Below are 15,862 nucleotides of genomic sequence, written 5' to 3'. Positions count from 1 at the left end.
GCGATCGCCCTCTGCCCGGCGATCGCCGAGGTGCTGGCGGCGCTGCGCGCGCTGCCGGGCGCGCGCCTTGCGCGGCTCAGCGGCTCGGGCGCCACCTGTTTCGCGCTGTTCGACGACGCCGCGGCGGCCGCCGCGGCGGCGAGACGTCTCGCCACTGCTCACCCCTCGTGGTGGATCGAGGCCGGCCTCGCCCCGGTCACGCCGGCGAGCCGCACAGGAAGCCCAGCGCCGGCAGGGGCCGCCAGCGCCGCGGCAGGTCCGCGCGCCTGATCGGCGCCACCGAGTAGTGCGGCACGGGCTGCTTGTTGCGGCGCAGGAGGTGTTCGTAGTCGCGCACCTGCTGCAGCCGCCAGGCGCAATCCGCGAGGGCGGCGGCGCGGGTGCGATAGACCTCCGCGATCCGGTCGGTCTTGGCCACCGTGGCGACAACCGCCCAGAGCGTGTCGTCGGTGGCCCGGTGGAGTATCTCGACGCTGCTCACGTCTTCAGGATCGGACTCCGCCCTTCCCGAGGCCCAGTCTGGCATGGAACCGCGGCGAAAGAAAACGGGCCGGCGGCTGGGAGGTTGATCTGCCGCCGGCCCGCCCTTGAGACGATGGCCTGCCGGGAAAGGCTCATCGTCCGTAACGACTCCATGCTGCGCTGCGGCGGATTACCGGCCGGCGGCGGGGCGATTAACGATCGGTCATCTCCGCTCCGGTGCGGCGACCTGCCAGGCCCAGGGCCGTGCGGCGCGATCCGCCTGCTGCCACGCCGCGATCGCGTCCGCCTGGCGCAGCGTCAGGCCGACATCGTCGAGCCCGGCGAGCAGGGCCTCGCGCCGCGCCGGATCGATCGCGAAGCGGTGTCGCGTGCCGTCCGGGGCGATCACCACCTCGCGCTCGAGATCCACGGTGACGCGCGCGCGATCCGGCGCCGCCTCGACCTGCGCGGCGATCTCCCGCACCACGGCCTCGTCCAGCACCACGGGCAGGAGCCCGTTCTGCAGCGCGTTGTTGCGGAAGATGTCGGAGTAGGAGGGCGCGATCACCGCGCGCACGCCCATCCCCTGGAGCGCCCAGACCGCGCCCTCGCGGCTCGATCCGCAGCCGAAATTGGGTCCGGCGAGCAGGATCGGTGCGGCCCGGAACTCGGGCCGGTTCAGCACGAACGCCGGGTCCTCGCTGCCGTCGGCGCGGAAGCGCCAGACCTCGAAGGCATGGGCGCCCATGCTCGCGCGCGTGGTGCCGACGAGACGCTCGACGCGGATGATCACGTCGGTGTCGATGTTGGGCCGCAGGAGCGGTGCGGCGGGTCCGGTGACGGCGGTGAAGGGTTGCACGATCAGAACGGCCTGCGGATGTCGGTGATGCGACCCGTCACCGCCGCCGCGGCCGCCATCGCGGGACTGGCGAGATGCGTGCGCGCGCCCTTGCCCTGGCGGCCGACGAAGTTGCGGTTCGAGGTCGAGACGCAGCGTGCGCCCGGCGGCACGGCCTCGCCGTTCGCCGCCACGCAGAGCGAACAGCCCGGCTCGCGCCAGTCGAACCCGGCATCGCGGAACACCCGGTCCAGCCCCTCCTCCTCCGCCGCGCGCTTCACCCGCACGCTGCCGGGCACGACCCAGGCGGTGACACCCGGGGCGACGCGCCGGCCGCGCACCATCCGGGCCGCCTCGCGCAGATCCGACAGCCGCGCATTGGTGCAGGAGCCGATGAACACCCAGTCCACCCTCGTGCCGGCGAGCGGCCGGCCGGGCTCCAGCCCCTGATAGGCGAGCGCATCCGCCCAGGCCTTGCGCCGCGCCGGATCGGGCGCCGCCTCGGGCGCGGGGATCGGCGCATCCACCGCGATCACGTGCTCGGGGCTGGTGCCCCAGGTCACCTGCGGCGCGATCGCCCCGGCGTCGATCACGTGATCGGCGTCGAATGCCGCGTCCTCGTCGCTCGCGAGGCCGCGCCAGGCCGCGACCGCCGCCTCCCACGCCGCCCCCCTCGGCGCGTAGTCGCGGCCGGCGATCCAGGCGAACACCCTCTCGTCGGGCGCGATGAAGCCCATGCGCGCCCCCATCTCGATCGAGAGGTTGCAGAGCGTCAGGCGCTGCTCGACCTCGAGCGCGCGCACCGCCGAACCCGCCCACTCGATCGCGAAGCCCGCCCCCGCCCCCGTGCCGAGCCGGCCGATCGCGGCGAGCACCGCATCCTTGGCCGTCGTGCCAAGCGGGAACGCGCCCTCGAAGCGCACCCGCATCGCCTTCGGCTTCGCGAGCCTGAGCGTCTGCGTGGCCAGCGCATGGGCGAGTTCGGAACTGCCCACGCCGAAGGCGAGCGCGCCGAGCCCGCCATTCGTGCAGGTGTGGCTGTCGCCGCAGATCACCGTCAGCCCGGGCAGCACGATGCCGAGCTCCGGTCCCATCACGTGCACGATCCCCTGGCCGTCCTGGCCGAGGTCGAACAGCCGGATGCCGTGCCGCGCCGCGCCCTCGCGCAGGAGCGCCACCCCCCTGGCGCCGGCCGGGAAGGTCTCGGCCGTGCGGCCCGGCCCGGTCGCCACCGCGTGGTCCGGCGTGGCGAAGGCGAGCGCGGGATGGGCGATCGCGTGGCCCTTCTCGGCCAGCTCCGCGAGGGCGCGCGCGCCCGAGAGGTCGTGCAGCAGGATCCGGTCGATGTGGATCAGGTCCTGCCCGCCGCCGGCCGAGGCGACCCGGTGGGCCTGCCAGAGCTTGTCGAGGAGCGTGGGCATGGAGCCGATTTAGGACCACGACGCAAGGGCCGGAAGCCCCCTGCCGAGCCCCATCCTCTCGCCCCCGCTCTTCGGCTAGGATCGCCGCATGGACCGCGACATCACCATCTGCGAGGTCGGGCCCCGCGACGGGCTGCAGAACGCCAGGAGCATCATGGCGACGGCCGACAAGCATCGCTGGATCGCTGCGCTCGCCGCCGCCGGCCTGCCGGAGATCGAGGTCGGCTCCTTCGTCCGGCCAGACCTCGTGCCGCAGCTCGCCGACACCGCCGAGGTGGTCGCCGAGGCGCGCAAGCTCGCCGGGATCGTCGTCGTCGCCCTCGTGCCCAACGCCAGGGGGGCGGAACGCGCGATCGCCGCCGGGGCGCACAAGCTCACCGTGCCGGTCTCCGCCTCGCGCGCGCACAGCCTCGCGAATGTGCGCATGGAGCCGCTTCAGGCCGTCGAGCAGGTGCGCCGGATCGTCGCGCTCGCCCGCGAGGCCCCGGCACGCCCCGCGGTCGAGGTCGGCATCTCCACCGCCTTCGGCTGCTCCATGCAGGGCGTGGTGCCGGAGGACGACGTCGTCCGCCTCGCCGAGGCACTGGCCGAGGCCGGTGTGGAGGACATCTGCCTCTCCGACACGGTCGGCATGGCGAATCCCGCGCAGGTGAAACGACTCATCGCCCGCACCCGCGCCGCGATCGGCGACAAGCTCGGCGCGCTCCACCTGCACGACACGCGCGGCCGCGCCCTCGCCAACGCCCTCGCAGGCTATGAGGCCGGCATCCGCGCCTTCGACGGCGCGCTCGCCGGCCTGGGCGGCTGCCCCTTCGCGCCCGGCGCCTCGGGCAACGCCGCGACCGAGGATCTCGTCTGGATGTTCGAGGAGATGGGGCTCCGCACCGGTGTCGATCTCGACCGGCTGCTCGCCGCGCGCGCGATCCTCGCCGAGGCGCTGCCGGGCGAGACCCTGCACGGGCATCTGCACCAGGTGAAGCGCGCGGCATGACGGCGCCGCTGCCGCTCCAGGGCCTCCGCGTGGTCGAGATGACCCACATGGTGATGGGGCCGACCTGCGGGCTCGTTCTCGCCGATCTCGGGGCCGACGTGATCAAGGTCGAGCCGCTCGAGGGCGACAACACCCGCCGTCTGGTCGGCGCCGGGGCGGGATTCTTCCCGGTCTGCAACCGCAACAAGCGCTCGATCGCGATCGACCTCAAGGACGCGCGCGGGCGCGCGGCGATCCTGAAGCTCATCGAGACCGCCGACGTGTTCAGCGAGAATTTCCGCCCCGGCGCGCTCGACCGGCTCGGCTTCGGCTGGGAGGCCCTGTCGACCTTGAACCCGCGCCTGATCTACGTCTCGCACAAGGGATTCCAGGACGGGCCCTATGCGCACCGCGTGGCGCTCGACGAGGTGGTGCAGATGATGGGCGGGCTCGCCTGGATGACCGGCCCGCCTGGCCAGCCCCTGCGCGCGGGCTCGTCGGTGAACGACATCATGGGCGGCATGTTCGGCGCGATCGGCATCCTCGCCGCGCTGAACGAACGCCATCGCACCGGGCGCGGGCGGCACATCGTCGCCTCGCTGTTCGAGAACACCGTGCTCCTGGTGGCGCAGCACATGGCGCAGCACGCGATCACCGGCAAGCCGCTGCAGCCGATGTCGGTGCGCACGCCCGCCTGGGGCGTCTACGACATCATCGACACCGCGGATGGCGGGCGCGTGTTCGTCGGCGTCGTCACCGACACGCAATGGGAGGTGTTCTGCCGCGAGTTCGGCTTCGCCGATCTCGCCGCCGATGCGCGCATCGCCACCAACACGGGGCGCGTGCAGAATCGCGAGTGGCTGATCCCGGAGCTGCAGACGCGGCTCGGCGTGTTCGATGCGGCGGCGCTGTCGGCGCGGTTCGAGGCGATCGGCCTGCCCTTCGCGCCGATCACGCGCCCCGAGGCGCTGTTCGACGATCCGCACCTGAATGCCTCGGGCGGATTGCTGCCGGTGACGCTGCCGGACGGGCGGCAGGCGCGGCTGCCGGCGCTGCCGCTCGCGCTCGACGGCGAACGGCCGGGCGTGCGGCGCGACGCGCCCAAGGTGGGCGAGCACGGGCGCGAAGTGCTGGCCGAGGCGGGCCTCGCCCCGGCCGAGATCGAGGCGCTGGTGGCCGACGGGGTGGTGCGGATCGGCACGGCGTGGCGGTAGGCGCCATGCCCGGAGCACAAGGGTTTGACCTTTGTGCGTTGGGTATGGCGCGCGGGGCTCAAGGGGCGGCCGCGCGCAAAACCAAGGCGTGACGCCCGGCCGGCAAAGGTCGAACCTTTGTCGGCCGGGTATCAGCCGCGCGCGGCCAGGATCGGCGTCAGCACGTCGGTCACGCCGGCGATCAGGATCTGCACGCCGACCGCGAGCAGCAGGAAGGCGGCGAGCCGGCTCAGCACGCGCGAGCCCGTATGGCCGAGCCAGGCGGCGATGCGCGGCGCGTAGCGGTAGGCGGCGAGGATGGTCGCGGCCATGGCGAGCGCGGCGAGGCTCGCGCCGGCGGCGAACGCGACAAGCCCCTGCGCGAGCGGCGGGCGGGTCGCGCCGAGGGCGATGCAGACGGCGATCGTGCCCGGCCCGGTGGTGAAGGGCAGGGTGAGGGGGAAGAACGCCGCCTCGTCGCCGATCGCGCGCGCGGCCGCCTCGTCGCGCTTGCGTTCCTCGCGCTTCTCCGGCGCCGAGAGCAGGTTGAACGCCCAGAGCGACAGCACCAGCCCGCCGGCGATGCGCACGGCGGCGAGGCTGATGCCGAAGAACCCGAGGATGAACGACCCGCCCCACATGGCGACGAGCATGACGATCAGCGAGTAGGTCGCGACCTTGCGCGCGAGCCGTGCGAGCGCGCGGTCATCCAGCCCCGCGGTTGCCTCGTTGAAGATGAACGCGCCGGCGATCGGGTTCACGATCGAGAACAGCGCCGGATAGACGAGGAGGAACGTCTCGATGAGGCGACTCGGCAGCATGGTTCACGGGATGGGGGGCTGGGGAGAGGGCCATCGGCCCTCTCCCCAGGGAATTCTTTGATGGGGGAAGGGCCCGAGGCCCTTCCCCCCATGCCCCCCATCCCCGTCACCTCACGCCTGCGAGACGAACTTGATGTTCAGATATGCCTCCAGCCCCTCGATGCCGCCCTCGCTGCCGTGGCCGGAGTCCTTGATGCCGCCGAACGGCGTCTCGGGCGTGGACACGGCCAGGCTGTTCACGCCCACCATGCCCCACTGCAGGGCATCGGCGATCGCGGTCGCGCGCTTCTCGTCATTGGTGAAGGCGTAGGCCGCAAGCCCGTAGGCGACCCCGTTGGCGCGCTCCACCACCTCGTCGAAGGATTTGAACGGGACGATCGGCGCCAAGGGACCGAACGGCTCCTCGGTCATGATGCGCGCCTCGGCCGGCACGTCCGCCAGCACCGTCGGCTTGTAGAAGAAGCCCTGGTTCGCCGGCCGCTCGCCGCCGGTCTTGATCACCGCGCCCTTCGCCTTCGCATCCGAGACGAACATGTCCATGGCCTCGAGCCGGCGCGCATTCGCCATCGGCCCCATCTGCGAGGAGGGGTCGAGCCCGTCGCCCAGCTTCAGCCCCGCGGCGATCTCGGTGAAGGCGTCGACGAACTGCTTGTACTTGGTCTCGTGCACGAAGAAGCGCGTGGGCGAGATGCAGACTTGGCCGGCGTTGCGGTACTTGCCGCCGGCGGCGATCTTCGCCACCGAGGCGATGTCGACATCGTCGAACACGATCACCGGCGCGTGCCCGCCGAGCTCCATCGTCGTGCGCTTCATCCCCTCGGCGGCGAGCTTCATGAGCTGCTTGCCCACCGCGGTCGAGCCGGTGAAGGAGATCTTGCGCACCTTCGGATGCGCGATCAGGTAGGACGATATCTCCGCCGGCACGCCGAAGACGACGTTCAGCACGCCCTCGGGCAGCCCGGCCTCCTGCAGGCAGCGCGCGACCTCGACGGCCGTGCCGGGCGTCTCCTCGGACGGCTTGAGGATGATCGAGCAGCCGGCCGCCAAGGCGCCGGCGATCTTGCGCATCGGGGTGAGGGCGGGGAAGTTCCACGGCGTGAAGGCGGCGACGATGCCGACCGGCTCCTTGATCACCATCTGGCGCACCCCGGGCATCCGCCCCGGAATGATCCGGCCATAGGCGCGGCGGCCCTCCTCGGCGTACCAGTCGAGAATGTCGGCCGAGGTGACGACCTCGATCTTCGCCTCGGCGATGATCTTGCCCTGTTCGAGGGTGAGGATCGTCGCGATCGCATCCGCGCGGCTGCGCAGGATGTCCGCGCCCTTGCGCAGGATGCGGTAGCGGTCATAGGCGCTCATCGCCTTCCAGGCGTTGAAGCCCTTCTCGGCGGCGGCGACCGCGGCCTCCAGGTCGGACTGGGCCGCGTGCGGCAGTTCGGCGAGCGTCTGCTCGGTCGCCGGATTGATCACCGGCTCGCCCTTGCCGGAGGAGCCGCGGGTGAACTTGCCGTCGATCAGCATTTCCAGGATGGCGTACATCAGCATCTCCTCCGGGGACTGTTCGGTTCGCGCGGATCATCGCCGCGGGCCGCCGCGGGTCAAGGCGGACGCGGCGCAGGTCAGTCGAGCTTGAAGCCCTTGGAACGAACGAAGGCCCCGAAATCCGGCCGCTGCGGGGTGGCGTACTGGCGCGCCTTGTCCTCGCTCCAGCCGTAGCTCTCGGCCATACCGAAGCGCTCGACCTCGCGCTGGCGGTGCGGGCGGATCGCCTCGCGGCGCGCGTCGTAGGCGGCGATCGCGGCGTCGAGGCCGGCCTCGTCGTAGCGGTCCGTGTGCACGGTCACGGACAGCGGCAGGCGCGGGCTGACCGGCGCGGTGCCGTCAGGCCAGCCCATCCCCAGCCCCGCGACCGGGAACACGTGGTCCGGCAGGGCGAGCAGGTGCGAGACCTCGGCGGCGTGGTCGCGGATCGCGCTGATCGGGCAGGTCGCGAGCCCGACGGACTCGGCCGCCAGCACGAAGGCGGCGAGCACGATCGCCGCGTCCACCGAGGCGTTGAAGAACGGATCGAGATGATCGTTGGCGAAGGGATGGCCGCGCAGGTCGTGGAGGCGGCGCTGGCGCCGGTTGTTGCCGCAGAACACGAGCAGCACCGGCGCTTTCACGACCCATGGGTTGCCCGGCAGCAGCGCCTCGATCGCCCGCCTCAGCGCATGGTCCTGCACGATCACGATGTCGGCCTGCTGGAGATCCGACTTGGTGGGCGCCGAGAGCGCACAGGCGGCGAGCACCCGCACCAGGCGGGGATCGACCGGATCGGGCCGGTAGCGGCGATTCGAGGCGCGCGTGGCGAGCCGCAGCAGCGCCTCGCAAGGGATGTCGGCCGGCACGTCGATCCGTTCGCCGAAGCGATGCTCGAGCGCCTCGGCCAAAGCCCGCGCCTCGCTGGTCCCATCGCCCATCACGCGCCCTCCGCTGTGCACGCCGATGGTGCCTGCGCGCGTCGCAGAGACAAGCCCCTCGCGCCGCCGGACGAGTGCGCAATGATCCGGAAAGACGGCACGATCGCCGTCTGGTCGCCGTGTTTTTGTCACACAATGCAACCGAGACGAGAAAACTGGCGCGTTTGTGAATGAAAGGGCTTTGTTGATCGGATGCCCTAGCTCCGCTCGGACGTTATCGCGAAGCCATGACAGGGATGAGCCGTTCGACTGTCGCCGGTCTGTTGATGTCTTGTCTTGCGGCAACCATGCCGTCGCATGGACAGGCGCAGTCCGCCGCTCGCGGCGAACTCGCCGCCCGCTGCGTCGCCGCCGCCCGCGTCGCCGAGGCGGCGACCGGCCTGCCCGAGGGGCTGCTCGTCGCCGTCGCGGTGGTGGAGAGCGCGCTGCACCCCTATGCGGTCGGGTCCGAGCGCGATGCGCGCTACGCCGCCACGCCGGCCCAGGCGATGCGCGCCGTGCGGGCGATGGCGCCGGCCGCGCGCAGCGTCTCCGGCGGATGCTTCCAGGTGAACATCGGCGTGCATGCGAAGCGGAGCCCGGCCTGGGTGTTCGACCCGGGCGAGAGCGCGATCTTCGCGGCGCGTCTGCTCGACGATCTGCGCCGGCGCTACGGCGACTGGGCAGCGGCGCTCGCGGCCTACAACGGCGCTGCGCCGCAGGGCACAGCCGGGCGCGCCTATGCCTGCCGCGTCCGTGCCGCGCTCGCCGAGGTCGCGCCCGCCTCCGTCGCCGCGATCCGCCCGGGCGGCTGCGCATCCGCGACGACGCGCGCGTTGCGCGCGAAGGCAGCCACGCTGCTGGCGATCGCAGGCGAAGGGGAGGTCGAACTCGCCGAGGCGGAGGCGCGCTGACGCCACCCGTCAGGGCGGCAGGGCGCGCAGGAAGATCTGGCGGTTGTGCGCAAGCGCGGTCCAGCCGCGCCGCATGTCGGACTCGAACTCGCCCAGGATGCTGCGGTTCGGGCAGCGCAGCCGCACCAGCGCCGAAGCCGCCATCTCGCTGCGCACCAGCGACCGCTGCAAGCTGTCGTGGAGGGCGACGCGCTCGCGCGTCCTGGCTTCGGCGTCCATGACGCGCAGCCGGTCCATCGTCGCCTTGGCGTCGGTGACGCCGTTCATCAGCACCGACGCCATCGCCTGGCATTCCCAGAGCAGCCGCGCGGACGCGGCTTCGTCGGCCTGCGCACCCGCGGCACCTGCGGCCGAGGCGGCGAGCAGGGCTGCCGCCAGGATCCGCCCCGCCGCCCGCATCCCCCGCCGTCCCCCGGCTACTCCGCCGCCAGCGCTGCGCGCGCCGTCGCCTCGGCCTCCGCGGCGCGGATCGCCTCGGCGCGGCGCTCCACCAGCTCGACGATGTGGTCGATCATCGCGCCCCCCTCGACCGTGTGGTCGGTGCGCCCTGCGAGATAGACCATGTGCCGCCCGGCCCCGCCGCCGGTCAGCCCGATATCCGTCAGCAGCGCCTCGCCCGGGCCGTTCACCACGCAGCCGATGATCGAGAGCGTGATCGGCACCTGGATGTGCTCGAGCCGCTTCTCGAGCGCCTCGACCGTGCGGATCACGTCGAAGCCCTGCCGCGCACAGGAGGGGCAGGAGATGATCTTCACCCCGCGATGGCGCAGGTGCAGCCCCTTCAGGATCTCCCAGCCAACCCGCACCTCCTCCTCCGGCTCGTCGGAGAGCGAGACGCGGATCGTGTCGCCGATCCCGGCCCAGAGCAGGGAGCCGATGCCGATCGCCGACTTCACCGTGCCGGTGCGCCGCGAGCCTGCCTCGGTGATGCCGACATGCAGCGGGTGGTCGCACGCCTCGGCCAGTTGCTGATAGGCCGCGACGGCGAGGAAGACGTCGGAGGCCTTCACGCTGATCTTGAACTCGTGGAAGTCGAGCTCCTGCAGGTGCGCCGCGTGCCAGAGCGCGCTCTCGACCATCGCCTCCGGGTTCGGCTCGCCGTACTTCTCGAGCAGATGGCGTTCGAGCGAGCCCGCGTTCACGCCGATGCGGATCGAGCAGCCGTGGTCGCGCGCGGCCTGCACGACCTCGCGCACTCGCTCCCTGGAGCCGATGTTGCCGGGGTTGATGCGCAGGCAGGCGGCGCCCGCCCGGGCCGCCTCGATCGCGCGGCGGTAGTGGAAATGGATGTCGGCGACGATCGGCACGCCGACCTCGGGGACGATCCTGGCGAGCGCCGCGGTGCTCTCCTCGTCCGGCACCGAGACGCGCACGATGTCCGCACCCGCGAGTTCGCAGCGGCGGATCTGGTCGATCGTCGCCGCCACATCCGTCGTCGGCGTGTTCGTCATGGTCTGCACGGAGATCGGGGCATCGCCGCCGACCGCGACCTTGCCGACACGGATCTGCCGGCTCCTGCGCCGGGTGATCTGCTGATAGGGCCGGTAGGACATCCGGGGCCTCCCGCGTTGGGATGGACTATGGCGATCCCGGCGCCGATGCGCCAGTGACGAGGCGGCGCGCCGGCAGGACGGGGGCACCGGGAGCGCGCCGGGCGCCCGCCATCAGTTCGTGCCGCGGCGCTCGCGCTCGATCGCCCGCAGCCGCGCGACCGCCCGGTTGTGCTCCTCGAGCGTGCGCGAGAACACGTGCCCGCCGCGCCCGTCGGCGACGAAATAGAGCGCGTCGGTCTCCGCGGGCCGCACCGCGGCGAGGATGGAGGCGCGGCCGGGCGAGGCGATCGGCGTCGGCGGCAGGCCGCGGTTGCGGTAGGTGTTGTGCGGATGGTCGGTGACGAGGTCGGCGCGGCTGAGCGGCCGGTCCAGCACGCCTGCGCCGTCCGTCACCGCGTAGATCACGGTCGGGTCCGATTGCAGGGGCATCCCGCGCCGCAGCCGGTTGACGAACACGCCGGCAACCTTGCCGCGCTCCTCGGCCACGCCGGTCTCGCGCTCGATGATGGAGGCGAGGATCAGCGCCTCGCGCGGGGAGGCGAGGGGCAGGTCCTCCGCGCGCTGCGCCCAGGCCTCGGCGAGCGCCTGGTCCATCGCCTCGCGCATGCGGCGCACCAGCGATTCGCGCGTATCGCCCCAGGAGTAGGACCAGGTCTCGGGCAGGAGCGACCCCTCGGGCGGCGGTGCGACGCTGCCCGTCAGTCCCTCCGCCTGCTCGAGCAGCGCGAGGATCTGCGCCACGGTCAGCCCCTCCGGCACGGTCAGCCGCCGTTGCACGGTGCGGCCGGATCGCAGCGTCTCGAGCACGGTGCGCAGCGAGGCGCGCGCGGGGAAGGCGTATTCGCCGGCGCGCAGCGGCCCGGCCTCGGACGTCACCCAGGCGGCCGCGAGGAAGACGCGCGCGTTGTCGATCACGCCCGCCTCCTCGAGACGCTGCGCGATCGTCCCCGTGGCGGCGCCGCGCGGGATCACCACCGCGCGTTCCTCGCCGAGGGGTCCCGGCGCCTCGTACTCGGCCAGGGCCCAGCGGAAGCCGCCATAGGCACTCGCCGCCAGGGCCGCGAGTGTGAGCAGGAGCCCGGCGAGCAGGCGGAGGATCCGCCCCCGCCGCGCGGGCGGGGCATCGGCCATCTCAGTGGACTTTGCGGAACAGGATCGAGGCGTTGGTGCCGCCGAAGCCGAAGCTGTTGGAGAGCGCGACCTCGATCCTCCGCTCCTGCGCGCTGTGCGCCACGCGGTCGATCACGCTTTCCTGGCTCGGCGCGTCGAGATTGAGCGTGGGCGGGGCGACGTTGTCGCGCACGGCGAGGATCGCGAACACCGCCTCGACCGCGCCGGCCGCACCCAGCAGGTGTCCGATCGCCGACTTGGTCGAACTCATCGCCACCCCGCGTGCGGCATCGCCGAACAGCCGCTCGACCGCCTGCAGCTCGAGATCGTCGCCGAGCGGCGTCGAGGTGCCGTGGGCGTTGATGTAGCCGATCTCCTCGGGGTTGACGCGGCCGTTCCTCAGGGCCGCCTTCATCGCCCGGAACGCCCCCTCGTGGCCCTCGGCCGGGGCGGTGATGTGGTAGGCGTCGCCGGACATGCCGTAGCCCGCGAACTCGGCATAGATCCTGGCGCCCCGCCTCTTCGCGTGCTCGTACTCCTCGAGCACCAGCACGCCCGCGCCCTCCCCCATGACGAAGCCGTCGCGGTCCTTGTCCCAGGGCCGCGAGGCCTTCGTGGGGGTGTCGTTGAACCCCGTGGACAGCGCGCGGGAGGCGCAGAACCCGGCAATGCCGAGCGTGCACACGGCGGCCTCCGAGCCGCCCGCGACCATCACGTCGGCATCGCCATAGGCGATCAGCCGGGCGGCGTCGCCGAGCGCGTGCACGCCGGTGGCGCAGGCGGTCACCACCGCGTGGTTCGGGCCCTTGAAGCCGTACTTGATGGAGACATGGCCGGAGGCGAGGTTGATCAGCGCCGAGGGGATGAAGAACGGCGAGAGCCGTCGCGCCTTGCCCTCGACCACCTGCTGGGAGGCCTCGAAGATCGTCTGCAGCCCGCCGATCCCCGAACCGATCATCACGCCGGTGGCGCAGCGCCCCTCCTCGTCCTCGGGCAGCCAGCCCGCGTCCTCGACCGCCTCGGCCGCCGCGACCAGCGCGAGCTGGATGAAGCGGTCCATCTTGCGCTGGTCCTTGGGCGGCACCCACTCGTTCAGGTCGAGCTTGCCGTCAGCCTTCGAGCCCTGCGGGACTTGGCCGGCGATCTTGGCCGGCAGGTCGGAGACGTCGAAGGACTGGATCGCGCCGATCCCGGATTCGCCCGCGAGCAGCCGCTTCCAGACGTGCTCGACGCCGATGCCGAGAGGGGTGACGACCCCCATGCCGGTGACGACGACACGACGCATCCCGGGCCTCCTGAACCTGGACGTGGAACGGCGGGGCGGAGGCGGCCCTCAGGCCGCCTTCTGCTTGACGATGTAGTCGATCGCGTCCTTCACGGTCGTGATCTTCTCGGCCGCGTCGTCGGGGATCTCGATGCCGAACTTCTCCTCGAACGCCATCACGAGCTCGACCGTGTCGAGGCTGTCGGCGCCCAGGTCGTCGATGAACGAGGCGGTCTCGGTGACCTTCGCCTCCTCGACGCCGAGATGCTCGACGACGATTTCCTTCACCTGCTTCGTGATCTCGGCCGTGTCCGTCATGGGGGTGTCTCGCTCCTTGGGATCATCCGGGGGAACCGGCGTGCCGGTCCGGACGGGGCGCGGCATCGCCCCAAGGATGACGAATCCCGCCTCCCGCCCGGAAACCGCCGGCGCATACCATCGTTCCGCAACCTTGGCCAGCGCCGCGCCGCGCGCCCGGCGGAGGTCAGATCATCGCCATGCCGCCGTTCACGTGCAGCACCGCGCCGGTGACCCAGCCGGCCTCGTCGGAGGCGAGATAGACCGCGGCGGCGGCGATGTCCTCGGGCCGGCCGAGCCGCCCCAGCGGGATCCGCCCGGCGAGGGCCTTCCTCTGTTCCTCGGTCAGCGCATCGGTCATCGGGGTGGCGATGAAGCCGGGCGCGATCACGTTCACCGTGATCCCCCGCGCCGCCACCTCCTGCGCGAGCGCCTTGCTCATGCCCACCAGCCCCGCCTTGGCGGCGGCGTAGTTGGCCTGTCCCGGATTGCCGGTGGCGCCGACGATCGAGCCGATCGAGATGATCCGCCCCGCCCGGCGGCGCAGCATGCCCTTGAGTGCTGCGCGGCTGAGCCGGAAGGCGGCGGAGAGATCGACCGCCAGCACCGTGTCCCAGTCCTCGTCCCTCATGCGCAGCGCCAGCCCGTCGCGTGTCAGCCCGGCGTTGTTCACCAGGATCGCAAGCCCGCCCATCGCCGCCTCGGCGGCGGCGACCAGCGCGTCCGGCGCGGCCGGATCGGCAAGGTCCGCGGGCAGCACGTGCGCGCGTTCGCCGAGCGCGCCGGCGAGCGCCTCGAGCGCCTCGCGGCGCGTCCCCGAGAGGCCGACGATCGCACCCCGGGCGTGCAGCGCGCGCGCGATCGCGCCGCCGATGCCCCCCGATGCGCCGGTGATCAGGGCCTGCTTGCCGTCGAGTCGGAACATGGGGGCTCCCTTCGCTGCCCCCTCACCCTGCCCCCCTGCCGGGGGGAGGGAACCTTGCGTCGCCGCCGGGTTCCCTCTCCCGCGGCGCAGGATGAGGTCGGGGTGAGGGCAGAACCGTCACACCGTCTTGAGGAACGCCTCGATCTCCGCCGGCGTGCCGACCGAACTCGCCGCGATCTCGGGATCGATGCGCTTGACCAGACCCGCCAGCACCTTGCCGGCGCCGAGCTCGACCACCGTGTCGACGCCCTCCGCCCTCATGGCCGCGACACTCTCGCGCCAGCGCACCGTGGCCGTGACCTGCCGCACCAGGAGGTCGCGGATCTCGACCGGATCGCGCACGGGGCGCGCGGTGACGTTCGCCACCACCGGCACCGCCGGCGCGCGCGGCGGGTTCGCCGCCAGGGCCTCGGCCATCGCGTCCGCCGCCGGCGCCATCAGGGCGCAGTGGAACGGTGCCGAGACCGGCAGCGGCAGCGCCCGCTTCACGCCCCTGGCCCTGGCGCGCGCGATCGCCCGTTCCACGGCGGCGGCGGCGCCGCTGATCACCACCTGGCCGCCGCCGTTGTCGTTGGCGACCTCGACCACCTCGCCGTCCGCGGCCTCTGCGCAGATCGCCGCCGCCTGGTCGGGCTCGACGCCGAGCAGCGCGGCCATCGCGCCCGCACCCGGCGGCACCGCCCGCTGCATCGCCTCGCCGCGCAGCCGCAGGAGCTTCGCCGCGGCGGCGATGTCGAAGGCGCCGGCGGCGGCGAGCGCCGAGTACTCGCCGAGCGAATGCCCCGCCACCAGCACGGCCGTCCGGTCCAGCGGCAGTCCGCCCTCGCGCTCGAGCACGCGCACCACCGCAAGGCTCATCGCCATCAGGGCCGGCTGCGCGTTGGCGGTGAGCGTCAGCTCCTCGGCCGGGCCCTCGAACATCAGGCGCGAGAGCGCCTGCTTCAGCGCCTCGTCGACCTCCTCGAACACCTCGCGGGCGGGGGGGAAGGCAGCGGCGAGCTCGCGGCCCATGCCGACCGCCTGGCTGCCCTGGCCGGGAAAGACGAAGGCGCGCACGGGCATGATGGGGTTCCGATGCAGACGCGACAAAGGCGGGCGGTGGTATGCGGGCGGGGCGGGGCTGTCAAGAAATCCGCGTCCGTCCTTGCGTCGGCCGCGCGGACGCGTATAACCCGCCGGTTCCCTGCCGGCTGCGTGGCACGCGGCCGGCTATGTCCGATTGCGCCTCCGGGATCGGCCCGGGCGCCGGGACTGAGACAAGCCGGAGGGACGCTCATGCCATTCTACGAATGCGTGCTGATCGCGCGCAGCGACATCACGCCCCAGCAGGTCGAGACGCTGGCCGACCAGATGGCCGCGGTGGTCGCGGAGGGCGGCGGCAGCGTCGGCAAGAAGGAATACTGGGGCCTGCGCAACCTCGCCTACCGGATCAAGAAGAACCGCAAGGGCCACTATCTGCTGATGAACATCGACGCGCCGCATCCGGCGGTGGCGGAGATGGAGCGGCAGCTCCGGCTCAACGAGGACGTCCTGCGCTTCCTCACCGTGCGCGTCGAGGCGCTGGACGAGGGGCCGTCGGCGATCGTCGCCCGCGGCGGCCGCGATGAGCGCGGCGAGCGCGGCGGCCGCGGCGAGCGCGGCGCGCGCCTGCCG

General features: G+C 72.5%; 18 protein-coding genes. 5 read left to right on the top strand and 13 right to left on the bottom strand.

What is annotated here, in order from left to right:
* Nucleotides 1-3: 3 nt before the first annotated feature.
* Complete coding sequence (locus FK498_RS11640) at nucleotides 4-270, top strand: hypothetical protein (protein WP_370510899.1); 267 nt, start codon at nucleotides 4-6, stop codon at nucleotides 268-270.
* Here FK498_RS11640 and FK498_RS11635 read toward each other — a convergent pair.
* The 3 genes from FK498_RS11635 to leuC form a co-directional block, all read right to left on the bottom strand.
* The gene (locus tag FK498_RS11635; RefSeq protein ID WP_141854723.1) at nucleotides 197-481 is read right to left on the bottom strand and encodes a hypothetical protein; all 285 of its coding nucleotides are present in this window, start codon (nucleotides 479-481) and stop codon (nucleotides 197-199) included. The two genes, FK498_RS11640 and FK498_RS11635, sit on opposite strands and share 74 nt — an antisense overlap.
* Before the next feature lie 204 nt (nucleotides 482-685).
* On the bottom strand, nucleotides 686-1,321 hold the full coding sequence (leuD, locus tag FK498_RS11630) for a 3-isopropylmalate dehydratase small subunit (RefSeq protein ID WP_141854721.1): 636 nt from the start codon (nucleotides 1,319-1,321) through the stop codon (nucleotides 686-688).
* Between the two features lie 2 nt (nucleotides 1,322-1,323).
* Complete coding sequence (leuC, locus tag FK498_RS11625) at nucleotides 1,324-2,721, bottom strand: 3-isopropylmalate dehydratase large subunit (protein WP_141854719.1); 1,398 nt, start codon at nucleotides 2,719-2,721, stop codon at nucleotides 1,324-1,326.
* An 88-nt stretch (nucleotides 2,722-2,809) separates the two neighbouring features.
* Here leuC and FK498_RS11620 point away from each other — a divergent pair, with 88 nt between their 5' ends.
* Nucleotides 2,810-3,712 carry a hydroxymethylglutaryl-CoA lyase gene (locus FK498_RS11620; protein WP_141854717.1) on the top strand — a complete coding sequence of 301 codons (903 nt, stop codon included), beginning with the start codon at nucleotides 2,810-2,812 and terminating at the stop codon, nucleotides 3,710-3,712.
* Complete coding sequence (locus FK498_RS11615; protein WP_141854715.1) at nucleotides 3,709-4,905, top strand: CaiB/BaiF CoA-transferase family protein; 1,197 nt, start codon at nucleotides 3,709-3,711, stop codon at nucleotides 4,903-4,905. Before FK498_RS11620 ends, FK498_RS11615 begins: the two co-directional genes overlap by 4 nt.
* A gap of 131 nt (nucleotides 4,906-5,036) precedes the next feature.
* Here the strand turns inward: FK498_RS11615 and FK498_RS11610 are convergent, their stop codons facing one another.
* The 3 genes from FK498_RS11610 to FK498_RS11600 all read right to left on the bottom strand — a co-directional run bounded on the left by FK498_RS11610 (nucleotide 5,037) and on the right by FK498_RS11600 (nucleotide 8,167).
* The gene (locus FK498_RS11610) at nucleotides 5,037-5,705 is read right to left on the bottom strand and encodes a MarC family protein (RefSeq protein ID WP_141854712.1); all 669 of its coding nucleotides are present in this window, start codon (nucleotides 5,703-5,705) and stop codon (nucleotides 5,037-5,039) included.
* Between the two features lie 111 nt (nucleotides 5,706-5,816).
* Nucleotides 5,817-7,244, bottom strand: coding sequence for an NAD-dependent succinate-semialdehyde dehydrogenase (locus tag FK498_RS11605; protein ID WP_141854710.1), 1,428 nt, complete (start codon nucleotides 7,242-7,244; stop codon nucleotides 5,817-5,819).
* 80 nt (nucleotides 7,245-7,324) lie between these two features.
* Nucleotides 7,325-8,167, bottom strand: a complete 843-nt coding sequence (locus FK498_RS11600; RefSeq protein ID WP_141854708.1) for a nitroreductase family protein — start codon at nucleotides 8,165-8,167, stop codon at nucleotides 7,325-7,327.
* 287 nt (nucleotides 8,168-8,454) lie between these two features.
* On the opposite strand from FK498_RS11600, the gene FK498_RS11595 reads away from it, so the two are divergent.
* A complete protein-coding gene (locus FK498_RS11595) occupies nucleotides 8,455-9,060 on the top strand; it encodes a transglycosylase SLT domain-containing protein (protein WP_161988389.1) in 606 nt (201 codons plus the stop codon).
* A gap of 9 nt (nucleotides 9,061-9,069) precedes the next feature.
* Here the strand turns inward: FK498_RS11595 and FK498_RS11590 are convergent, their stop codons facing one another.
* The 7 genes from FK498_RS11590 to fabD all read right to left on the bottom strand — a co-directional run bounded on the left by FK498_RS11590 (nucleotide 9,070) and on the right by fabD (nucleotide 15,271).
* Nucleotides 9,070-9,459 (bottom strand): hypothetical protein, encoded by a 390-nt coding sequence (locus FK498_RS11590; protein ID WP_141854704.1) that lies wholly within the window; start codon nucleotides 9,457-9,459, stop codon nucleotides 9,070-9,072.
* A 17-nt stretch (nucleotides 9,460-9,476) separates the two neighbouring features.
* On the bottom strand, nucleotides 9,477-10,613 hold the full coding sequence (ispG, locus tag FK498_RS11585) for a flavodoxin-dependent (E)-4-hydroxy-3-methylbut-2-enyl-diphosphate synthase (protein WP_141854702.1): 1,137 nt from the start codon (nucleotides 10,611-10,613) through the stop codon (nucleotides 9,477-9,479).
* Between the two features lie 111 nt (nucleotides 10,614-10,724).
* Nucleotides 10,725-11,744, bottom strand: coding sequence for an endolytic transglycosylase MltG (gene mltG / locus FK498_RS11580; protein WP_202614828.1), 1,020 nt, complete (start codon nucleotides 11,742-11,744; stop codon nucleotides 10,725-10,727).
* Nucleotide 11,745: 1 nt separating this feature from the next.
* A complete protein-coding gene (gene fabF, locus FK498_RS11575; RefSeq protein WP_141854700.1) occupies nucleotides 11,746-13,008 on the bottom strand; it encodes a beta-ketoacyl-ACP synthase II in 1,263 nt (420 codons plus the stop codon).
* Nucleotides 13,009-13,056: 48 nt separating this feature from the next.
* Nucleotides 13,057-13,305, bottom strand: a complete 249-nt coding sequence (locus tag FK498_RS11570; RefSeq protein ID WP_141854698.1) for an acyl carrier protein — start codon at nucleotides 13,303-13,305, stop codon at nucleotides 13,057-13,059.
* 166 nt (nucleotides 13,306-13,471) lie between these two features.
* A complete protein-coding gene (gene fabG / locus FK498_RS11565) occupies nucleotides 13,472-14,209 on the bottom strand; it encodes a 3-oxoacyl-[acyl-carrier-protein] reductase (protein ID WP_141854696.1) in 738 nt (245 codons plus the stop codon).
* A 117-nt stretch (nucleotides 14,210-14,326) separates the two neighbouring features.
* Entirely contained in the window at nucleotides 14,327-15,271 is a 945-nt protein-coding gene (fabD, locus tag FK498_RS11560) for an ACP S-malonyltransferase (RefSeq protein ID WP_141854694.1), read from the bottom strand.
* Between the two features lie 213 nt (nucleotides 15,272-15,484).
* Between fabD and rpsF the strand changes: the two genes are divergently transcribed.
* Nucleotides 15,485-15,862 (top strand): 30S ribosomal protein S6 (gene rpsF / locus FK498_RS11555; RefSeq protein WP_141854692.1); only part of this gene is annotated, 378 nt, incomplete at its 3' end.

Origin of the sequence: Elioraea sp. Yellowstone (assembly GCF_006704265.1) — a bacterium.
Lineage (GTDB): Bacteria > Pseudomonadota > Alphaproteobacteria > Acetobacterales > Acetobacteraceae > Elioraea.
This window is presented reverse-complemented; position numbering and strand designations above follow the sequence as displayed.

Bases quoted from the DNA above. Each gene is read 5' to 3' on its own strand.
- leuC (WP_141854719.1), bottom strand. From the start codon at position 2,721: ATGCCCACGCTCCTCGACAAGCTCTGGCAGGCCCACCGGGTCGCCTCG.
- FK498_RS11620 (WP_141854717.1), top strand. From the start codon at position 2,810: ATGGACCGCGACATCACCATCTGCGAGGTCGGGCCCCGCGACGGGCTG.
- FK498_RS11615 (WP_141854715.1), top strand. From the start codon at position 3,709: ATGACGGCGCCGCTGCCGCTCCAGGGCCTCCGCGTGGTCGAGATGACC.
- FK498_RS11610 (WP_141854712.1), bottom strand. From the start codon at position 5,705: ATGCTGCCGAGTCGCCTCATCGAGACGTTCCTCCTCGTCTATCCGGCG.
- FK498_RS11605 (WP_141854710.1), bottom strand. From the start codon at position 7,244: ATGTACGCCATCCTGGAAATGCTGATCGACGGCAAGTTCACCCGCGGC.
- FK498_RS11600 (WP_141854708.1), bottom strand. From the start codon at position 8,167: ATGGGCGATGGGACCAGCGAGGCGCGGGCTTTGGCCGAGGCGCTCGAG.
- FK498_RS11595 (WP_161988389.1), top strand. From the start codon at position 8,455: ATGCCGTCGCATGGACAGGCGCAGTCCGCCGCTCGCGGCGAACTCGCC.
- FK498_RS11590 (WP_141854704.1), bottom strand. From the start codon at position 9,459: ATGCGGGCGGCGGGGCGGATCCTGGCGGCAGCCCTGCTCGCCGCCTCG.
- ispG (WP_141854702.1), bottom strand. From the start codon at position 10,613: ATGTCCTACCGGCCCTATCAGCAGATCACCCGGCGCAGGAGCCGGCAG.
- mltG (WP_202614828.1), bottom strand. From the start codon at position 11,744: ATGGCCGATGCCCCGCCCGCGCGGCGGGGGCGGATCCTCCGCCTGCTC.
- fabF (WP_141854700.1), bottom strand. From the start codon at position 13,008: ATGCGTCGTGTCGTCGTCACCGGCATGGGGGTCGTCACCCCTCTCGGC.
- FK498_RS11570 (WP_141854698.1), bottom strand. From the start codon at position 13,305: ATGACGGACACGGCCGAGATCACGAAGCAGGTGAAGGAAATCGTCGTC.
- fabG (WP_141854696.1), bottom strand. From the start codon at position 14,209: ATGTTCCGACTCGACGGCAAGCAGGCCCTGATCACCGGCGCATCGGGG.
- fabD (WP_141854694.1), bottom strand. From the start codon at position 15,271: ATGCCCGTGCGCGCCTTCGTCTTTCCCGGCCAGGGCAGCCAGGCGGTC.